The organism is Tolypothrix sp. VBCCA 56010, from assembly GCF_050875635.1.
In the GTDB taxonomy this organism is placed as follows: domain Bacteria; phylum Cyanobacteriota; class Cyanobacteriia; order Cyanobacteriales; family Nostocaceae; genus Hassallia.
This window is the reverse complement of record NZ_JBPAOH010000009.1, coordinates 34,621-53,427: the sequence shown is the minus strand read 5'-3', so window position 1 is coordinate 53,427 and position 18,807 is coordinate 34,621. Positions and strand designations below refer to the sequence as shown.

The 18,807-nt window shown below is 43.1% G+C and carries 13 protein-coding genes and 1 tRNA gene; 10 read left to right on the top strand and 4 right to left on the bottom strand.

From position 1 onward, the window contains the following. Nucleotides 1–6: 6 nt before the first annotated feature. The 7 genes from AABK37_RS05010 to AABK37_RS04980 all read left to right on the top strand — a co-directional run bounded on the left by AABK37_RS05010 (nt 7) and on the right by AABK37_RS04980 (nt 9,326). Nucleotides 7–88: transfer RNA gene (locus AABK37_RS05010), tRNA-Leu, on the top strand. 699 nt (nt 89–787) lie between these two features. Then, nucleotides 788–1,858, top strand: a complete 1,071-nt coding sequence (locus AABK37_RS05005) for a response regulator (RefSeq protein ID WP_432550497.1) — start codon at nt 788–790, stop codon at nt 1,856–1,858. A gap of 76 nt (nt 1,859–1,934) precedes the next feature. Next, a complete protein-coding gene (locus tag AABK37_RS05000) occupies nt 1,935–2,312 on the top strand; it encodes a response regulator (RefSeq protein WP_039742853.1) in 378 nt (125 codons plus the stop codon). Between the two features lie 4 nt (nt 2,313–2,316). Next, nucleotides 2,317–2,814, top strand: a complete 498-nt coding sequence (locus tag AABK37_RS04995; protein WP_039742855.1) for a chemotaxis protein CheW — start codon at nt 2,317–2,319, stop codon at nt 2,812–2,814. 62 nt (nt 2,815–2,876) lie between these two features. After that, nucleotides 2,877–5,714, top strand: coding sequence for a methyl-accepting chemotaxis protein (locus tag AABK37_RS04990; protein WP_432550496.1), 2,838 nt, complete (start codon nt 2,877–2,879; stop codon nt 5,712–5,714). Between the two features lie 80 nt (nt 5,715–5,794). After that, nucleotides 5,795–9,184: a response regulator gene (locus AABK37_RS04985; protein ID WP_432550495.1), complete on the top strand. Its 3,390-nt coding sequence runs from the start codon at nt 5,795–5,797 to the stop codon at nt 9,182–9,184. A gap of 16 nt (nt 9,185–9,200) precedes the next feature. Then, on the top strand, nt 9,201–9,326 hold the full coding sequence (locus tag AABK37_RS04980; protein ID WP_432550494.1) for a histidine kinase: 126 nt from the start codon (nt 9,201–9,203) through the stop codon (nt 9,324–9,326). On the opposite strand, the gene AABK37_RS04975 is transcribed toward AABK37_RS04980, so the two are convergent. The 3 genes from AABK37_RS04975 to AABK37_RS04965 form a co-directional block, all read right to left on the bottom strand. Beyond that, a complete protein-coding gene (locus tag AABK37_RS04975) occupies nt 9,323–10,330 on the bottom strand; it encodes an ABC transporter ATP-binding protein (RefSeq protein ID WP_432550493.1) in 1,008 nt (335 codons plus the stop codon). The genes AABK37_RS04980 and AABK37_RS04975 overlap by 4 nt on opposite strands. Before the next feature lie 246 nt (nt 10,331–10,576). Beyond that, a complete protein-coding gene (locus tag AABK37_RS04970) occupies nt 10,577–12,223 on the bottom strand; it encodes an ABC1 kinase family protein (RefSeq protein WP_432550492.1) in 1,647 nt (548 codons plus the stop codon). Between the two features lie 391 nt (nt 12,224–12,614). Then, nucleotides 12,615–13,682: a mannose-1-phosphate guanylyltransferase gene (locus AABK37_RS04965; RefSeq protein ID WP_432550491.1), complete on the bottom strand. Its 1,068-nt coding sequence runs from the start codon at nt 13,680–13,682 to the stop codon at nt 12,615–12,617. Between the two features lie 116 nt (nt 13,683–13,798). On the opposite strand from AABK37_RS04965, the gene AABK37_RS04960 reads away from it, so the two are divergent. The 3 genes from AABK37_RS04960 (at nt 13,799) to murJ (ending at nt 17,744) form a co-directional block, all read left to right on the top strand. Beyond that, complete coding sequence (locus AABK37_RS04960; RefSeq protein ID WP_432550490.1) at nt 13,799–15,268, top strand: LCP family protein; 1,470 nt, start codon at nt 13,799–13,801, stop codon at nt 15,266–15,268. Nucleotides 15,269–15,418: 150 nt separating this feature from the next. Then, nucleotides 15,419–15,925 carry a pentapeptide repeat-containing protein gene (locus AABK37_RS04955; RefSeq protein ID WP_432550489.1) on the top strand — a complete coding sequence of 169 codons (507 nt, stop codon included), beginning with the start codon at nt 15,419–15,421 and terminating at the stop codon, nt 15,923–15,925. Nucleotides 15,926–16,127: 202 nt separating this feature from the next. After that, nucleotides 16,128–17,744, top strand: coding sequence for a murein biosynthesis integral membrane protein MurJ (murJ, locus tag AABK37_RS04950; RefSeq protein ID WP_432550488.1), 1,617 nt, complete (start codon nt 16,128–16,130; stop codon nt 17,742–17,744). Nucleotides 17,745–17,842: 98 nt separating this feature from the next. Here murJ and AABK37_RS04945 read toward each other — a convergent pair whose 3' ends face one another. After that, nucleotides 17,843–18,676, bottom strand: coding sequence for an MBL fold metallo-hydrolase (locus AABK37_RS04945; protein ID WP_432550487.1), 834 nt, complete (start codon nt 18,674–18,676; stop codon nt 17,843–17,845). Nucleotides 18,677–18,807: the final 131 nt, after the last annotated feature.

Here is an 18,807-nt window from a genome sequence, read left to right as displayed (position 1 = left end):
ACTGATGCGGATATGGCGGAATTGGCAGACGCGCTAGATTTAGGTTCTAGTTCCGAGAGGAGTGAAGGTTCAAGTCCTTTTATCCGCACTATGAAAAATTTGTAGTTTACTGACCACAATTTATACTTAAATAATCGTTTCAGCGGCGACTGTCAGCTTCTACTGCATCTTGTTTAGGCAAGAATGCAGTTTAAAGGTTGATTCATTCCTAAGTGTGAAAGCTGGAGGCAGCAGTTCTCCTATATCACATTCTCAGGCAAAGCGCTTGAAAACGAGTCAAACAGCGTGAAAATATACTTTGTCGAAAAAATATATTACATATATTACGAGCGATCGCATTTTAAATCTCAAGTAACGGTGAGAACATCATTCTTGTTAACAATAAGTAAAGTTACTTTTTATTAATTTTACTTTATATTTTCTGATAGCAAAAAAATCTTTAAGTATTAATACTACAAGTTACCTGTTGGAACTTGTGACCGAAGACATTATTATTGCGGTTAGGACTATAGGACATTTACCTATAGGTGACTGCCTTTATTTAGTCTTTACATTTTTTGTGATTATTCTCAAAGAATGTTTGTTAATCTCAGGTAAGTAAATTAACACTCTTACTAAAATTTAATAGATAGAAAACCTTCCTACCATTAAGCTTTGCCACAAAATAGCGCTAGAATGTTTGTCTTTTAAGCTACAGCAGTTATGATATCAATATTTGATTAAAATTGTCAAAACCTCTGTACAATTTTAGATTAAATGTATCGAAATTATCCCTAGTAAAAGTAAAATGAGCACAACTCCTATAGGTAGCTACAAGTTTTCCCAGAAACTACACCCGCTATCTCTGTTAGCACAACTAACCAGTCGCCGTGCTACAGGTTGCTTACGGATATTTACCGGGAGTGTTTCTTGGTCAATCTATCTAGAGGACGGTAAACTTACTTACGCCTCTTATTCAGATAAGTTATTTGAGCGGCTGGATAACCATTTACAACAGTTGAGTCAGCAAATTCCCGCTCTCAACAGTGCGACTCGCGTGCAGATGCGGCTGATGTTTGAACCGAAGGGAGAAAATCAGCGGACATCAGATGCAGATTATCAAGCTATTTGCTGGTTAGTTAATCAAGATCGTATCACTTCTTCGCAAGCAGGAACGCTGATAGAGAACTTGGCTAAAGAAGTACTCGAGTTATTTCTTACCTTAAAAGAAGGAAGCTATGAGTTTATTGCTGAGAATAGCTTAAATCAACTGCCAAAATTCTCTAGCTTGGATTTGCGGTTGTTAGTCGAACACTGTCAAAAGCGATTAAGAAGTCAGCAAAATAGCCAGTCACCACTTCCTTCCCCTGGACAAACAAGTGGGGAAAAAGCAACCAACCTGCCGCAATCTCAACCCCAACTAATGCAGCTTGGGCAACCATTGCCAAAGCAAAGCAATTTTGATAATCAAGATAGTAACAATAATAAAATGCCAGCGCAAACTGCTAGCAAAAAACTGTATACAGTTGCCTGCATTGATGATAGCCAAACAGTCTTAAATTCCATCAAGAACTTTTTGGAGGAGAACACATTTTCAGTTGTCATGATTAACGATCCGGTGAAAGCGTTGATGCAAATTCTTCGCAGCAAGCCCGATCTGATCTTATTAGACGTGGAAATGCCGAATTTAGACGGCTACGAGTTATGTTCTTTGTTGCGGAGGCATTCAGCGTTCAAAAATACACCTATCATTATGGTAACGGGCAGAACAGGATTTATAGATAGAGCCAAGGCAAAGATGGTTAGGGCATCAGGCTATTTAACTAAGCCTTTCACTCAACCCGAATTGCTGAAAATGGTGTTTAAACACATTGGTTAACTGATAACTTATAAGGAGTAAAAATTATAAAAAGTAACTTTAATAGTCCAAAATTACTTTTTTAGGAGATTTAGGAGTGAGTCTAACTTTGCTTGGCACAATTCTGATTGTTGAAGATTCCCCCAGTGAATTGGAACTAATGAGCCATTATCTGAACGAGAGTGGTTACAACGTGATAAAAGCAAGCGGTGCAAAAGAAGCTTTAGAAAAAGCTGTGTCAGAACAGCCAGACGTAATTGTTACCGACGTAGTAATGCCGGGAATGAGCGGGTTTGAGTTGTGTCGTTCTCTCAAAAGAAATCCCATTACTCAAAAAGTACCGATAGTGATTTGCAGTTCTAAAAATCAGGAAATTGATCGATTGTGGGCAATGAGACAAGGTGCTGATGCCTATGTAACTAAGCCGTATACTCGCGAACAACTTCTGCGGGCAATTAAATCAGTAGCGATTTGAATAAATGAATAGTTCAAAGACTATACTCTCTGGCAAAGAAGCTCAAAATAACTTAGGAGATGGCTATCTTAGGTTTCAATTAAATCGCCAGACGGCTGCTGTATTATCAATGAAGCACACGCAAGAAGCGATTGTTGTTTCTGTTGAGTCTGTAGCTGCAATTCCCAGTATGCCAGCTTGCGTACTGGGATTGATGAATTGGCGCAGTCGGATAGTTTGGGCAGTTGATCTGTCAAAAATGCTGAATCTAGAAAGCCTAGATTATAGACAGCGGCAATACAATGTGATAATTATTCGAGTGGAATCAGTGCTTTTGGGTTTAGTGGTGCAAGAAATCACAGGTACTACCAAGTTTACGCCGGATGAAATCCACTCTCCTATAGGACAAGTTGCATCTAGTTTAGTTCCCTATTTACGTGGATGCTTTGTGCAACACAAAGAAATCTTGCTGGTATTAGATGCACAGGCAATTGTCCAGTCTTCGATTCTTCGTAATGATTAGGGTGTACTACTAAAAGAACGGATTTTTGGTTTTTAGATAAACCTATTCAAGCAAATTACTTTATGTTTAATAAAACTGATTCGGCTAAGAGTAGTGATGCTGATAAAAACGCATCGTTTATTTCGTCTGAAGTATCATCGGAAATCACGGATAGTAATATACCACGATTGAGAAGCAATGCGCGATCGCCAAAAAATGCCAATTCTCCCTTGAATCGTGCCTTAACTGCTTTCAAACGCCTCAATTTGCGTAGCAAAGCTACAGTTTTGGCGATCGCTATCAGCACGCTGCCTGTATTAGGTATTGGTAGTTTAGCTTATCACATTGCAAGCCTTTCGATTAGTAACAAAATTTCCGAGCTACAACAAGCTGAAGCCGAAGGCTTGGCAGACAAAGTAAACCGTTTCATGATTGAACGGTATAACGATATTCAAGTGCTGGCTAATCTGCCAATTTTGACAAATTCCAGCGTCAAGACAGTTACAACTCAACAAGATAAACAAGCACTACTAAACAAGATTAGAGAAAGTTATAAAGTCTATGACAGCATTGCTGTGTTTGACTTAAATGGTGAGCCGATTTTGCAATCCCAAGGAGAACCACTCACCAACCATAGCGATCGCGATTACTTTCAAGCAGCGCTAAAAAGCGATCGCCCATTAATTAGCCAACCACAAGTATCTAAAACGACAAATAAAAGTAGTATTTTCACTGTTGCACCAGTTAAGGATGTCGTCACCGGGCAAACCATCGCCATAGTCAGAGCGCAGATGTCGGTAAAAAATTTAGAAGAGGTAATTAAAAATTACGCTCTTGCGGGGCAAAAATATCATTTGATTGATGCTTCCGGGAAATTTTTTATGTCTTCGGAATCGAAGCAAATAGGTAGAGAAGCAAGAAGAAATTTTCCTGGCTTGACGAACCTACAAGCCACAAAAAAAGAAGCCACATTCAAAACAATTAACCAAATTGACAATAAAGAACAGCTCGTTAGCTACGCAGGCGAAAAGCTCAACGGTTTGCCAGATTTAAAATGGCAAGTAATTTTGGCTACAGATACAGCAACGGCATTTGCGCCGCAAAGAGACTTACTTCTGGCTATATTAGGTGGGACGGCATTAACAACATTGTTGGTGTCTGTGCTTGCAGCTTGGTTAGCTAAACGTGCCACACAACCAATTTTGAATGCGACTCAGACAGTAGCAAGGCTGGGACAAGGTGAACTGACTGCGCGTTTAGATATAGACTCAGAAGACGAATTCGGCGAATTGGGTGAAAATATTAATTTGATGGCAGAGCAATTACAGTTGTTGTTAAAAGAACAAGAACTGGATGCAGAACGAGCAAAAATAATCACAGAAATTACTTTGCGGATTCGCCGAAATCTCAAAAGCGAAGATATTTTTAAAACAGCGGTGAGAGAAGTTCGCTCTTGCTTGAGAAGCGATCGCGTAGTTATCTATAACTTCGATCGTAGCACTTGGGATGGAATGGTCGTTGCCGAATCAGTTGCGCCCGGTTATGCGAAAATGATCGGAGTGCAAATCGACGATCCATGTTTTCGAGAACGCCATGTAGAAACTTATAAAGATGGAAGAGTGCGAGCGATCGCCAACATTTATCAAGAGCCAAGCTTGCGAAATGCAAATTGTTACATTAAAATGTTGGAAAAATTTTCCGTCAAGGCAAATTTAATCGCACCGATGATTACAGACGGGCAATTGGTGGGTTTAATGATTACCCATCAATGCGATAGCCCCCGTTTTTGGCAACAAGCAGAAATTGATTTATTTAAGCAGGTAGCCACTCAAGTTGGCTATGCCCTAGAACAAGCTAAACTTTTAGAAGAAGTAGAACAAGGTAGACACAAGGCAGAACAAGGTTCTGAAGATGAACGCCAACAAAAAGAAGCTTTGCAAATGCAACTTCTTGAACTACTAGGGGAAGTAGAAGGTGCAGCCAGCGGAGATTTGACAGTGCGGGCTGATGTCACCACCGGGGAAATTGGCACCGTCGCCGACTTTTTCAACTCCATCGTGGAAAATTTGCGGTTGATTGTTACCCAAGTAAAACTTGCGGCTTATCAAGTAAACTATGCGATCGGTTCTAACCAAGGAGCGATGCGCGAACTGGCAGAAGATGCTATCACCCAAGCCTCAGAAATCAACCGCACCTTAGATGCTGTTGATCAAATGACCTATTCTATACAATATGTAGCCGAAAACGCCCAACAAGCTGCGAAGGTTGCTCAAAATGCTTCGCACACCGCCAAAAAGAGCGGCAAAGCAATGGATATGACAGTACAAAATATCCTGCATTTGCGGGAAACAGTAGGCGAAACAGCGAAAAAAGTCAAGCGTTTGGGAGAATCTACCCAACAAATTTCCCGCGTGGTATCTTTGATTAATCAAATCGCCATGCAAACCAACTTACTCGCCATCAACGCCGGCATAGAAGCAGCGCGTGCGGGGGAAGAAGGTCAAGGTTTTGCTGTAGTTGCGGAAGAAGTAGGTGAATTAGCTGCCCGAAGTGCAGCGGCAACAAAAGAAATTGAACAAATTGTCGAGAACATTCAAAGAGAAACTAGCGAAGTTGTGCAAGCGATGGAAGTGGGAACCGCTCAAGTTGTAGAAGGAACCCGAATTGTTGAAGATGCTAAACACAGCTTGAGTCAAATTTTGGATGTTTCCCGCCAAATTGATTCTTTAGTACAGTCGATTTCCACCGCTACCACATCGCAGGTAGAAACCTCGCAAACTGTCAGCCACTTGATGAGAGAAATTGCTAAGGTATCAGAGCGCACCAGCTATTCTTCGCGGCAAGTTTCTGAATCTTTGCAACAAACTGCGGTGATTTCCCAAGAGTTACAGGAAACTGTTGAAACTTTCAAGGTGGATTAGTCATCAGTCATTAGTCAAAGGGCGATCGCACTTTTGACTCTTGACTGTTGACTGTTTACTGTTGACTATGGACAAAAACTATGTCAAAGGATAAAGAACTTGAAATCCAGATGCAGTTTCTGGAGGAAGCAACAGATTATCTCAATACTTTAGAAGAAGTATTGCTAGAAATCAACGCAACCAACCGCATCGAATTAGATAAAATTAATGCGGCACTGAGAGCTGCTCATTCTATCAAAGGTGGCGCGGGGATGATGGGGTTTCGTGCCCTAAGCGATTTGGCTCACCGTTTAGAAGATTCTTTTAAAGTCTTAAAGACGCGAAAAAACTCTTTAGAAATTGACACGCAATTACAAAGCTTGCTGTTATCTGGCGTAGATTGGCTGCGTCAGATAGTGGAATTGCTGTCAGAAGGTAATGTGGTTGAAGATGATTGGTTAGCAACTTTTTGTTATCCAGTTTTTGATGAACTGCACGATCGCCTGGGCGATCCTACCCCAGAAGATGCCTCAACCATACTTTCCGCAGATGAAGGGCAAGATATTATACCTCTGCTTTTTGAAACAGAAGTAGAAGGATGTTTGCAACGTCTAGAATCTGTATTTGCAGATAGTCAACAACCTTGCTTGCGAGAAGAAGTTGCGATTATGGCAGCTGAATTGGGCGGTTTGGGAGAAATGTTGCAATTACCAGCTTTTACCCAGCTTTGTCAGTCGATCGCGCATCACATAGCAGCTAGCGTTACGGATACACAAGTTGAAGAAATTGCTCGGTTAGCATTGCAAGCGTGGCGGCGATCGCAAGCTTTGGTGCTGACAAATCAACGAGATAGTTTACCTACAGATATCGAAGTTGAGACGATCGCACCTTTGAGTTATGCGAATATGGATCTGCTATCCACAGAAGATGCGATCGCAGAGTTTCTCGCAAGCGATGAGGTAGAATCTCACAATCGAGATGTACAAGAAGCCCTAGCAGAGTTTCTCGCAAGCGATGCGGTAGAATCTCACGATCAAGATGTACAAGAGGCTCTAGCTGAGTTTCTCGCAAGCGATGCGGTAGAATCTCACGATCAAGAGGTACAAGAGGCTCTAGCTGAGTTTCTTGCAAGCGATGCGGTAGAATCTCACGATCAAGATGTACAAGAGGCTCTAGCTGAGTTTCTCGCAAGCAGTGCGGTAGAATCTCACGATCAAGAAGTACAAGAGGCTCTAGCTGAGTTTCTTGCAAGCGATGCGGTAGAATCTCATAATAAAGATGCAGAAATAGTAGAACCACTACTTTTAGAAACAGAAGACAGCGAAGAAGCTTGGCTAAATCCAGAAATAATTGCCGCAAGTTTTGAATCAAAGGAAGTAGAAATTGTCGAGGACAACGCTACTATTGACGAGCCACCAAACGTAGTCGTTTCTAGAGAATTTTCCCCCATAGATTACAAATTTGTTGAACGCAAACCAGAGCCAATTGCAGTTGGCAAAGACCGCGAACATGAAAATACAGTTAGAGTTCCCAGCAAACAACTTGAGCAAATTAACGATTTATTTGGGGAACTAATTATTCAGCGTAATGGACTGAACTTGCAAATGGAAAGATTACGCAAACTCATACGTAATCTTAGCCAGCGAGTGCATGTTTTAGAGCGCGAAAATCAGGAACTACGCACAGCATACGACAAAATTACTACTCATGCTGGAGTGCCATCGAATTCACCATCGTTAACATATCCAGGTAATGGCAATTCAGACAACTTTGCATTTGACGATAGCGACTATTCACCCCAGCTAGAAAGGGGATTTGATACCTTAGAAATGGATCGCTATAACGAATTAAGCCTCTTGTCGCAAGAGGTAATGGAAACCATTGTTCAAGTACAAGAAGTCACAACTGATATTCAACTGAGTGTTGACGATACAGATCAATTTGCCAGAAAGTTAAACAAAACATCAAAGCATTTACAAACAAAGCTTACACAAATACGGATGCGTCCGTTATCAGATTTACTCGATCGCTTTCCCAGAGCTTTGCGCGACATGAATGTAGAATATGGCAAAAATGTTCAGTTGAAAGTTGAAGGTGGCAACACTTTAATTGAACGCAGCATTTTAGAAGCATTAAACGATCCTTTAATGCATCTATTAAGAAATGCTTTCGATCACGGCATCGAAGATCCAGCTACCCGTCGTGCTGCCGGTAAACCAGAACAAGCATTGATTGAAATTAAAGCCACTCACCGCAGTAATCGTACAATCATTACTATGCGTGATGATGGACGTGGCATGGACTTGGATAAAATTCGCGATCGTGCCGCAGCTATGGGTTTAGATGCAACTCTTCTGGCACAAGCAAGTGATGAAGAATTGTTATCGCTCATTTTTGAGCCGGGATTTAGCACCTCCGACCAAGTTACAACATTATCCGGTCGCGGTGTCGGTATGGATGTGGTTCGCAACAACCTCAAACAAATCCGGGGAGATGTCAAAGTTGATACAGTCCTCGGAGTTGGAACCACTATTACCATGTCAGTGCCGTTTACACTTTCTGTAGCACGAGTACTGCTGGTAGAAAGTAATCGAATGCTATTGGCATTTCCCACAGATGTAGTTTTGGAAATATTCTTACTCCAAAACGAGCAAGTTTTGCCAATGGGTGGTAGCGAAGTTATCAATTGGCAAGGAACTATGCTGCCTTTGATTCGCTTAGGACAGCACTTAGAATTTAATTGCCCCCGTTATAATAGCCCAGATTTAGAAACTGCCCCGGCGATTAATGCTGCGAATGTCTTAATCATCAAAGGTAACAACCAGCCAGTAGCAGTGCAAATAGACCGTTGTTGGGGTGAACAAGAAGTTGCCATCCGCCAAGTTGAGGGAAATATACCTTTGCCTAATGGTTTTAGCAACTGTACAATTCTTGGTGATGGTCGAGTAGTGGCTTTAGTTAACGCTAACGAGTTATTGTATTGGATTGCCACTAATCAGCGCACACCTAAAACCAGTAAATTGCCATCAACAAAATTAAAAACTGCCTTCCTCGTACCTAATGATGATAAAGCAATTTTGCCGCAGCCTGATAACCAAAAAGGCACTATTTTGATCGTAGATGACTCAATAAATGTCCGGCGCTTTTTGGCTTTGACTCTCGAAAAAGGAGGATACCAAGTAGAACAAGCGAAAGATGGTCAAGATGCTTTGGATAAACTTAATAGTGGCTTGCAAGTTCAAGCGGTGATTTGTGATATCGAAATGCCGCGCATTGATGGTTACGGCTTTTTAGGTCGTGTTAAATCAAACAATGATATGAAAAATATCCCGATTGCCATGTTAACATCTCGCAGTAGTGATAAACATCGGCAACTCGCATTGCAATTAGGTGCGCGAGCTTACTTTTCTAAACCTTACAATGAGCAAGAATTGTTGCGAACTTTAGAGCAAATCATCTTTCGTATGGCAGAGGCAGCATCATCTAATTAAACTTGGGAATGGGGCAATGGGGAATGGAGACAAGGAGACAAGGAGACAAGGAGACAAGGAGACAAGGAGGAATTACCAATGCCCATTGCCCTATGCCCCATGCGAGCGTGCCCATTGCCCTATGCCCCATGCCCATTATTAAACAACCCCTGCTTGAAACACTCGCCCAATCACTTCTTCCACAGGTGGTTCTGTTACAGTTAAATCAACTACTGCCAAATCCGCCAAAATTCGCGACACAGTACGGGTGAGAGCCTCTTGCGACACCACAAAACACACCGATGTCAGATTTTCATCGGTTTGTTGTGTATGCCCTTCTAAAAGCTTCACATCACCGTAGGACATCAGTTTTTCTGTGGGTAGCGGATGAGCTAACTCTACATGAACTTGTCGGTAAGGAGCGAAACGTTCTAACAGTCCATCCAAGCTACCGTCATACATCAACTTTCCTTGGTGAATTAATAGCACCCGTTGACACAAAGCTGTAATATCAGCCATGTAATGGCTAGTCAATAACACCGTCGCTTGATAGCGCTGATTGTACTCGCGTAAAAAATCCCGCACCCCAACTTGAGCATTCACATCTAGTCCTAGCGTCGGTTCATCGAGAAACAGCACAGAGGGACGGTGCAAAAGTGCGGCTAAAAGTTCCGCTTTCATCCGCTCACCTAAAGATAGCTTCCGCACAGCTTGAGTAAGCTTTCCTTCCAACGATAGCATTTCTGTTAATTCTCCCACGCGCCGCCGGAACTCTTTATCTGAGATATTGTAAACAGCGGCATTAATCTTTAAAGAATCCAGCGCTGGTAAATCCCAAATCAACTGCTGCTTTTGTCCCATCACCAAAGTAATTTTTTGCAAAAAAGCCTCTTGACGCCGAAAGGGAATTTGTCCAGATACTCTGACATTTCCGCTAGAGGGATGAATCAGCCCTGTGAGCATTTTGAGTGTAGTGGTTTTACCAGCACCATTGGGTCCCAAAAACCCGACAACTTCACCGGGAGCGATTTCAAAGGAAACATCTTGAACTGCTTTAATTTGTCGGTAGGTGCGGCGGAAAAAGTGGGTAATTGTCCCTTTTATACCTGGCTCTTTAACTGCCACCGGATAAACTTTGCTCAGGTTTTCAGCAACGATGATTGACATAGATTTTCTTTTAGGTGATGCACGCGATGCGGAAGCCGCCGCCAAGGGCGATCGCTCGAAATTATCTGATGATTAAGAGCGATTTTCAGATAAATAAAAAATCATCAGCCAGGATTAATGATATCTACTAATATCAGGATTTTCGGAAATTGGTATAATGCATGCGCTTTTGGTACAGACGTTCCAATGGAACGTCTCTACTGCGCTTTTGGTACAGACGTTCCAATGGAACGTCTCTACTGCGCCTTAACGTAAACGACCCGATCGCAAGATACTAATAATTAACCACAAACCTAACAAACTCGCAGCGGCAAACAGTACGTTGTTCAAAAACGATAACTGATCCGATCGCGGGTTGCTAGAAATAATTGCGGCTCCCATAATTAGCGAACCAACCAAAATGCTAAAAGAAAGTCGGTTGGCGACATCATCAAGAGTGCGACGCAAACCATCTAAACCGCGTAGCGATAAATTCCACTGTAAGGTTTCTGATGTCACTCGGTCTAGTAGCAACTCAATTTGCCGGGGAGATTGTAACGAAAGACTTTTGAGATCCAGCGCTGTTCTTAAAAGCGATCGCACCGGACTATCACCAAACAACTGCCGTCTAAACAAGTCTGTCAGTAATGGCTTAATTTCATCAATAAAATTAAGTTCTGGGTTGAATCCCCGCGCTACACCCTCTAAATTCGCTAGAGTTTTCGCATATAAACCCATATTGCTCGGCAAACGGATTTTATTGTTGCGGGCAACTTGCAGAACTTCATAAATTATTTTACTGAAGTTGATTTCTGACAAGTTCATGTTGTGATATTTCCGCAACATGCGATCGTAGTCATTTTCCAGACGCGCTAAAATCACTGGTTGACGTGAATCCGCTAGCTGCAAAGTTAACTGAGCGCACCTTTGAGCATCTAAATCAACGATCGCCAACAACATTTCTGTTAATATTTGCTGAGTGCGGGGATCGAGTCTTCCCACCATCCCACAGTCTAAAAGGGCAACCCGACCATCTCGCAAATAAAATAAATTTCCTGGATGCGGATCGGCGTGAAAAAATCCATCTATATATAGTTGTTGAAAGAAAACGCGAAATAACAAAGTTGTAATTGCTTGGCGTTCTGCGGCAAGTTCTTCAGCATTTTCCAGTTTGTTAAATTTCGATGACAGAAGCGGTACTCCGTCGAGCCACTCCATCACCATCAATTTTTCTGTAGTTAAATCCCAGTAAATTTTTGCAACTACTATTTTAGTGGGATCGTACCAACGACTCTGGGATAAATTGCGCCGTAGCTGGTCGGTGTAACCGGCTTCGCGTGTAAAATCTAACTCGGCTTCTAAAGCTTTGGTAAATTCTTCGGCGATCGCTTTAATTTCATAGTTTTGCCCAAATTCAGTTCGAGCAACTAAATCGGCAATTCCTTGAATTAAAGCGATATCTTGAGCAACCGTTAAATCTATTCCCGGACGTTGCACTTTTAGCGCTACTTCTCGACCATCTGCTAGTGTTGCTCGATGGGTTTGAGCAATTGATCCTGCTGCCACCGGTACAGGATTAATGATGGCGAAAGTTTCTTCTAAAGGACGTTTCAATTGCTTGCGAATCAGTACTTCAATATCTGCCCAAGGAACTGCTGGGACTTCATCTTGTAGGGTTGATAATTCATCAATATAGGCTCCGCTAAGTAAGTCTGGACGGGTAGAAAGTAGCTGACCTAGTTTGACATAAACTGGTCCCAAATCCACCAGGATGTTTTTCAATACTGCCGGTGGGGGTAGCTGGGGATCGTCGGCTTTCGCACCGGTGAGTACCCTTCGCATGTAGTCCCAGCCGTTGCGGAATAGGACTTCGATGATATCTCTTTGACGAGGAACTGTTTGAGTGAGGAACATGATTTTAACGAACCGCGAAGACACGAAGGACGCGAAGAAAGAATAAAGTAGAAGTTAAAGAGGTAAGTAGCAGGGGATAATAATGCACCTGAAGTTATTGCTACCCGAGTAAGCTTTGTACATATGATTTTAGAGTTTTTGTCTAAGTTTGATTGATGAGCATTCTTTTGACTTAATCTGAGCAGGAATCCCCACCGTGTAATAGACGATGGGGATGAAAAAATCCTTTGTGAGGATAAGTATAATTTTTGTTAGCAATAATTGAGTTTATTGCTATTGTTTGGGCTAGAGGTTCAAGGCTATAGACTTGCATAACTGTTAGAAAAAATAACAGATATTCAAGTTATAATGGAGATGCTAGCTTTTGCGCCTCTGCCAAGGGTTTTAACTTTTACAAGAGTTCGGTAAATCGGGAATCGCTCTGTAAGGTTTTGAGGATTTGCTTGATTTCTTGGGTACGGTCTTTTTTGACAATGAGGGTGACATTGCGATCGCGCACAATCACTACATCCTCTAAACCGATAGTCACAATTACATCTTCTGGATCGGTAGCGTAAATAACTGCACCTTGGGTATCTAGCCCTACATGGGTAGCTAGTTCCACATTGGGATTCTCTTCTTTTTTAAGTAAACGTTCGATCGCATTCCAATCACCTAAATCATCCCAACCAAATTCAACCGGCAATACATAGGCTATACTTGTTTTTTCCATTAGGGCATAGTCTATACTCTTTTTAGGCAACTGCGGATAAACATCTTCCTCACCCTGTTGTTCTAGCGGCTGAATAATTTCCGGAGCGTGGGTATGCAGTTCTTTGAGAACAACTCCTGCTCGAAAAATAAACATACCGCTATTCCAGCTAAAGCGTTTCGTAGCAAGAAACTTTTCTGCCGTTTCTCGGTCTGGTTTTTCAGTAAAGCGATTAACGTGAAAGAAAGGCAACTCATCAAAGCTACCAATCTTTTCGCCTTCTTCAATGTAGCCGTAGCCAGTTGATGGAAAAGTAGGCTTGATCCCCAGTGTGACGATCGCTTCTGAACTTGCCGCAAGTTGAGTTGCAGCACTTAAAGTAGCTGCAAACGCTTCTAGGTCAGCAATCCAGTGGTCAGCGGGGAAAAAGCCGATAATCGCCTCTTCTCCGTAACGCTTTTTAATTGACAAACTTGCCCAAGCGACAGCTGCGGCAGTGTCCCTTCCCTGTGACTCGACAAGTAAATTTTCAGATGGCAGTAATGGTAGTTGTTCGACGACTCCTTGAGCTAACTGACTAGAAGTTATTACCCATAAATTCTGCCAACCGTCGGCAATTTGTAACAGGCGATCGGCAGTTGCCTGTAGGAGACTTCTAGAGCTACCATCGAGACTTAAAAATTGCTTTGGTCGCAAAACGCGACTCAAAGGCCAAAAACGTTCACCTTTACCACCTGCAAGAATTACGGGGAAAAATGGAGTATTCATTATGTCATACAAATCTAAGCAACGAACATTACAAGTGTACTGTGACGATTTCCACTGGCAAGTTTTGTAGCTTGGATTAACATACGTTTAGGGAGTGGTTGAGTGGGGAGATAATCGTGATAAAACAAGTACAATTTTCAGAAAATCAAGTAACGCCGCATCAAGTAGAACTGCCGGAAAATCAGGTAGAACTGCCAGAAAATCAGCTTAGACCTGATGTACAGGATGAAATCGAGCTAAAACAGCCTTTATCGAACCGTAGCGTTGTCGAATCGGTAAGTTCCATTCCCAACGAGCTTTACGATCGCTTGGGTTTAAGTATGCCTCGCTGGTTGTTGTGGATACTCACAGCAGTTTTAGGCATCGTCTTATCTGGTTTGCTCGTTTCCACATTGGCGCTGTGGACTCCACTATGGAGCGATTTGGATCGAACCGATGAAGAACTTCTCGCCGGTAAAGATCCGCAAAAAATGCCAATGCCGGGAGAGTTGGCAGACAGACTCTCTCAATATCAGCTTTCACGCCCGATGAATATTTTAATCATGGGCATTGAACCAACTCAAGGCACTGTTGATGGTTCACCAGAAAGCTTTGCAGGCAAAAGCGATACGATGCTGCTGGTACGCTTAAACCCCAGCGACAAATCGATTCGGGTACTTTCAATTCCCAGAGATACGATGATCTCAATTCCGGAAAAGGGATTGACCAAAGTATCCGATGCTAACGCTCAAGGTGGTCCAGTCTTGGCAGCACGGGTAGTCAGTCGTACCTTGAATAATGCGCCTATCGATCGCTATATTCGCATCTCCACCAGCGGCTTACGCCAGTTGGTAGATCAATTGGGTGGTGTCGAGGTCTACGTGCCTAGTTCGATGGAATACCAAGACTCCTCTGGACAAACATCTTTAGTTAGAGGCTGGCAAACCCTCAACGGCGAACAAGCAGAGGAATTTGCCCGATACCGCGATCCAGGGATGGGAGATTTGCCGAGAGTGCAGCGTCAGCAAGCATTGTTATCAGGATTAGTCAATCGTCTGAATAACCCCACTGTTGTACCCAGGTTGCCGCAATTAACCCGGATGATGCGGAAATATTTTGATACCAACCTGAAGATGGAAGAAATGATGGCGCTGGTCAACTTCTCTGTCAATGTGGAGCGAGATAATTTCCAAATGACGATGTTGCCAGGTATTTTCAGCCGTTTAAGCCAAGATCCAGATAGCTATTGGCTGGATATGACCGGACAACAAAGGTTATTGAATGATTACGTTGGCGTGAATCTGACTGGTGTTAAGCCAGATGTCCGACCAGTCCAGAACCTCAAAATTACTATTCAAAATGCTTCCAATCAACCTCAGCTAACTGAAAAAGTTATCAAATATCTCAAACAAAAGGGCTTTACAAAAATTAACACAACAGCTGATTGGCCCGATACCCAACGCCAAACTCAGATTGTTGTCCAAAAAGGAAACCACCAAGCAGGAGTTGACCTACAAAATATTTTAGGCTTAGGTAATATCGAAGTCTCCTCTACCGGCGACCTCGAATCTGACCTAACAATTCGTATTGGTAAGGATTGGAAGTAGTCAAGCGCTACGCACGGGGAGTGGTGACGAGCCACCAGCGCCGTGGACGGGTCTCCCGGCTTGAGGCGACTGGCGTTGGGGAGTAGTGAGTGGGGTTTCTTACTCCCTACTCCCTACTCCCTATTCCCCACTCCCTTTTTTAGTAAATTTATGAAAAAGATTTTGCTTCGCTTTTTGAGTTTGATTGTAACTTTGCTACTGGCTGCTTTGTGGATAATACTTAATCCGCATCCGGCTTTTGCTCAAGTAAATACAATCAACTACAGCAATATGAGTTTAGAAAACCGTGATTTTTCTAACCTTGATTTGACTGGTGTAACTTTTGTGGCAGCGGAAATGCGCGGGGCAAATTTCCAAGGGAGCAATTTAACTAATGCAATTCTCACCAAGGGAGTTTTACTAAGAGCGAATTTAGAAGGTGCAAATCTTTCAGATGCTTTAGTTGACCGCGTAACTATGGATGGGGCAAATCTGAAAAATGCGATTTTTACACAAGCGACCTTGACAAGTAGCCGCTTTTATGATGCGGATATAACGGGTGCTGATTTTACCGATGCTTTGATTGACCGCTATCAAGTGTCATTATTGTGCGATCGCGCATCGGGCGTCAATCCAGTTACAGGTGTTTCCACGCGAGAAAGTTTGGGGTGTCGGTAGAGACTGGGGAACGGGGCAGGGGGCAGGGGGAGCAGGGGGAGCTTTCTTGAGCAGGGAGAGCAAGGAAAGTTAAAATTGCCAATGCCCAATGCCCCATGCCCAATGCCCTGTCTTCATTTTCAAAATTTGCCTGACAGACTATCGAATTTGGGGTTAAATATTCAAGAGATACCGCTATCGCTTGAATTGTCAATAATAATTCGTGGCACAACAAAAAACTTCTCGTTCTCTGGTTGGAATAGCTGGCATTGTCGCAGCTGCAACGTTAATTAGTAAAGTCTTTGGTTTAGTACGTCAGCAAGCGATCGCTGCGGCTTTTGGTTTGGGACCGGCTGCTGATGCTTTTAACTACGCTTATACGATTCCTGGGTTTCTGTTGATATTGTTAGGGGGGATTAACGGACCATTTTATAGTGCGGTTGTCAGCGTTTTATCCAAGCGCAGGAAAGAAGAAGCGGCGCCTTTAGTGGAAACGATTACGACGCTGATCGGTGGTATGCTGCTATTGGTGGCGATTTTTGTGGTGATTTTTGCCCCGCAGATGATTGATGCGTTTGCACCTGGTTTGAGACTGGGACACAAAGATTTAGTGAGAGCGATCGCTATCTTACAACTCCAGATAATGGCACCAATCGCAGTCTTAGCCGGACTAATTGGTATTGGCTTTGGAGTTCTTAACGCTGGAAATCAATTCTGGCTGCCTTCTATCAGTCCTTTATTTTCCAGCATTACAGTTATTGTTGGTCTGGGTGTTCTTTATCTAGAACTAGGCGAAAAAATTAGCAGTCTTGAATATGCTAAGTTAGGCGGAATTGTTTTGGCAGGAGGAGTTTTAGCCGGAGCAGTTTTGCAATGGTTGGTGCAGGTAATCGTGCAAGCAAAGTCTGGTTTAGGTACATTGCGGTTGCGATTTGATTTTAATCAGCCTGGGGTAAGAGATGTTCTGAAAATCATGGGACCTGCTACCTTTTCCTCTGGGATGCTGCAAATCAACCTCTACACAGATTTGTTTTTCGCATCTTTGATTCCCACTATCGGGGTTGCTGCTGCTTTAAATAATGCATCTTTACTGGTGCAAACTCCTTTAGGAATCATTTCTAACATGATTTTGGTTCCTTTATTACCGATGTTTGCCCGACTTGCCGATCCGAATAATTGGGATGAGTTAAAATCACGCATTCGGCAAGGTTTACTGCTTTCAGCTTTCACCATGCTGCCTTTGGGTGCATTGATGATAACGCTTTCTGTGCCAATTGTCCGCATAGTATACGAACACGGTGCTTTTGAGGAAAGAGACTCAGCGCTGGTGTCTTCGCTGCTAATTGCCAACGGATTTGGCATGTTTGTTTATTTGGGACGTGATGTTTTGGTGCGGGTGTTTTATGCCTTAGGCGATGGCGATACACCTTTTCGCGTCAGTATGATTAATATCTTCTTTAACGCTGTATTTGATTACCTTTTAATTAAACCTTTTGGCGCTTCCGGCTTGGTATTGGCAACTGTGACTGTAAATTGCAGTTCAGTATTAATGCTGTTATTTTTACTTCATCGTAGGTTAAATGGTTTACCTTGGCGCGAGTGGAGTTTACCGTTTTTAGGTTTAATTGCTGCTAGCATCGCAGGTGGGATAGCCAGCTTTGCGACTCTGGAACTTTCTCAGCACTATTTAGGTAAAGAAGGTTTGCTGATTCTGCTGCTTGAGTTATCTATATCTGGTGTAGTGGGGATTGCCATTTTTGGTGTCATTGCCTCATGGATCAGATTACCAGAGGTGAATGTTTTTGTCTCTCGTCTGGGTCAGCGGTTTTTGAAGAGGTAGTAGAGACGCGATTAATCGCGTCTGTACAAAAGGAGTTAGTAGGGTGCGTTACGGCTTCGCCTAACGCACCCTACAAAAGTTTCATGGTCGTGAAAATGTTAAGAATTATTAGGGAGTGCGATCGCTTTAAACTCGATGGCATCATGGCTGCAAAAAAGCCGCACTTCATTACTTTGGTCTAGGGATAACGCACGCAACCGTTGTTGATTATAAAGTCGAGTTTTGCGGTCTACCTCCATCAACCATTGATAGGCACGCAGACCTGGTGTGCAACGCGGTTTGGTGGTTCCCATTTCCTCCCGATAAAAGTAGGCATCGCCGGCATGTAACAACCAACCTTCTGATGTCTGGATGGCGATGCCAGCATGACCCCGCGTGTGACCTGCAAGCGGGATGAGGAGAATTTCTGGTGGCAGTCCGTCGAGGTCGCGCACTGCCTCGAAGCCGAACCAAGGTTCACCAGAGGGCGAATAGTACTTCCAGTATTTTACTTCATCCCATTGACCTGGACGATAGCGTTCAGCTGCGATGAAGCCGCGCCTACTTTTTGCTGCTTCTATCTCAGTCTGCATTACATGCACGGTTGCGTCGGGAAAATCCTCTAAGCCCCCTGCATGATCGAAATCAAGGTGAGTAAGCACGATATGCCGCACATCGCGTGGGTTCAAGCCAAGCTGCTTGATTTGAGCGATCGCCGTGTATTTTTCTTCAAACTGTATGCGATTCAAATTCATGAAGAACGGGCTGAGTCTTGATAATGGCGCTTTGATATCGCGATCGCCAAAGCCCGTATCGATGAGAACCAGTCCCTGATTTGTCTCAACCAGCAGGCAGTGGCAGACGAGACTGGCTGTTAGCCCGCGACTAAAACCGTCGAAGAGTGCCCCGCCAATCGGACACATGCAACCGCAATTAAGATGATGAATACGCATAAATGATTCCCCATCGCATCAATCTCTCTTAAAGACGAAAAAGTATGGACAATCAACATACTTAGGGCTGAAAAAATTGGCGTTGCACCAATCAACATACAGCAGATTGCAACGGGCGTGAGATACAGATT

Coding starts and splice junctions, on each gene's coding strand:
- AABK37_RS04965 (WP_432550491.1), bottom strand. CDS start 13,682: ATGAATACTCCATTTTTCCCCGTAATTCTTGCAGGTGGTAAAGGTGAA.
- AABK37_RS04995 (WP_039742855.1), top strand. CDS start 2,317: ATGAATAGTTCAAAGACTATACTCTCTGGCAAAGAAGCTCAAAATAAC.
- AABK37_RS04955 (WP_432550489.1), top strand. CDS start 15,419: ATGAAAAAGATTTTGCTTCGCTTTTTGAGTTTGATTGTAACTTTGCTA.
- AABK37_RS04980 (WP_432550494.1), top strand. CDS start 9,201: ATGGGGAATGGAGACAAGGAGACAAGGAGACAAGGAGACAAGGAGACA.
- AABK37_RS04970 (WP_432550492.1), bottom strand. CDS start 12,223: ATGTTCCTCACTCAAACAGTTCCTCGTCAAAGAGATATCATCGAAGTC.
- AABK37_RS05005 (WP_432550497.1), top strand. CDS start 788: ATGAGCACAACTCCTATAGGTAGCTACAAGTTTTCCCAGAAACTACAC.
- AABK37_RS04990 (WP_432550496.1), top strand. CDS start 2,877: ATGTTTAATAAAACTGATTCGGCTAAGAGTAGTGATGCTGATAAAAAC.
- AABK37_RS04945 (WP_432550487.1), bottom strand. CDS start 18,676: ATGCGTATTCATCATCTTAATTGCGGTTGCATGTGTCCGATTGGCGGG.
- AABK37_RS04985 (WP_432550495.1), top strand. CDS start 5,795: ATGTCAAAGGATAAAGAACTTGAAATCCAGATGCAGTTTCTGGAGGAA.
- AABK37_RS04975 (WP_432550493.1), bottom strand. CDS start 10,330: ATGTCAATCATCGTTGCTGAAAACCTGAGCAAAGTTTATCCGGTGGCA.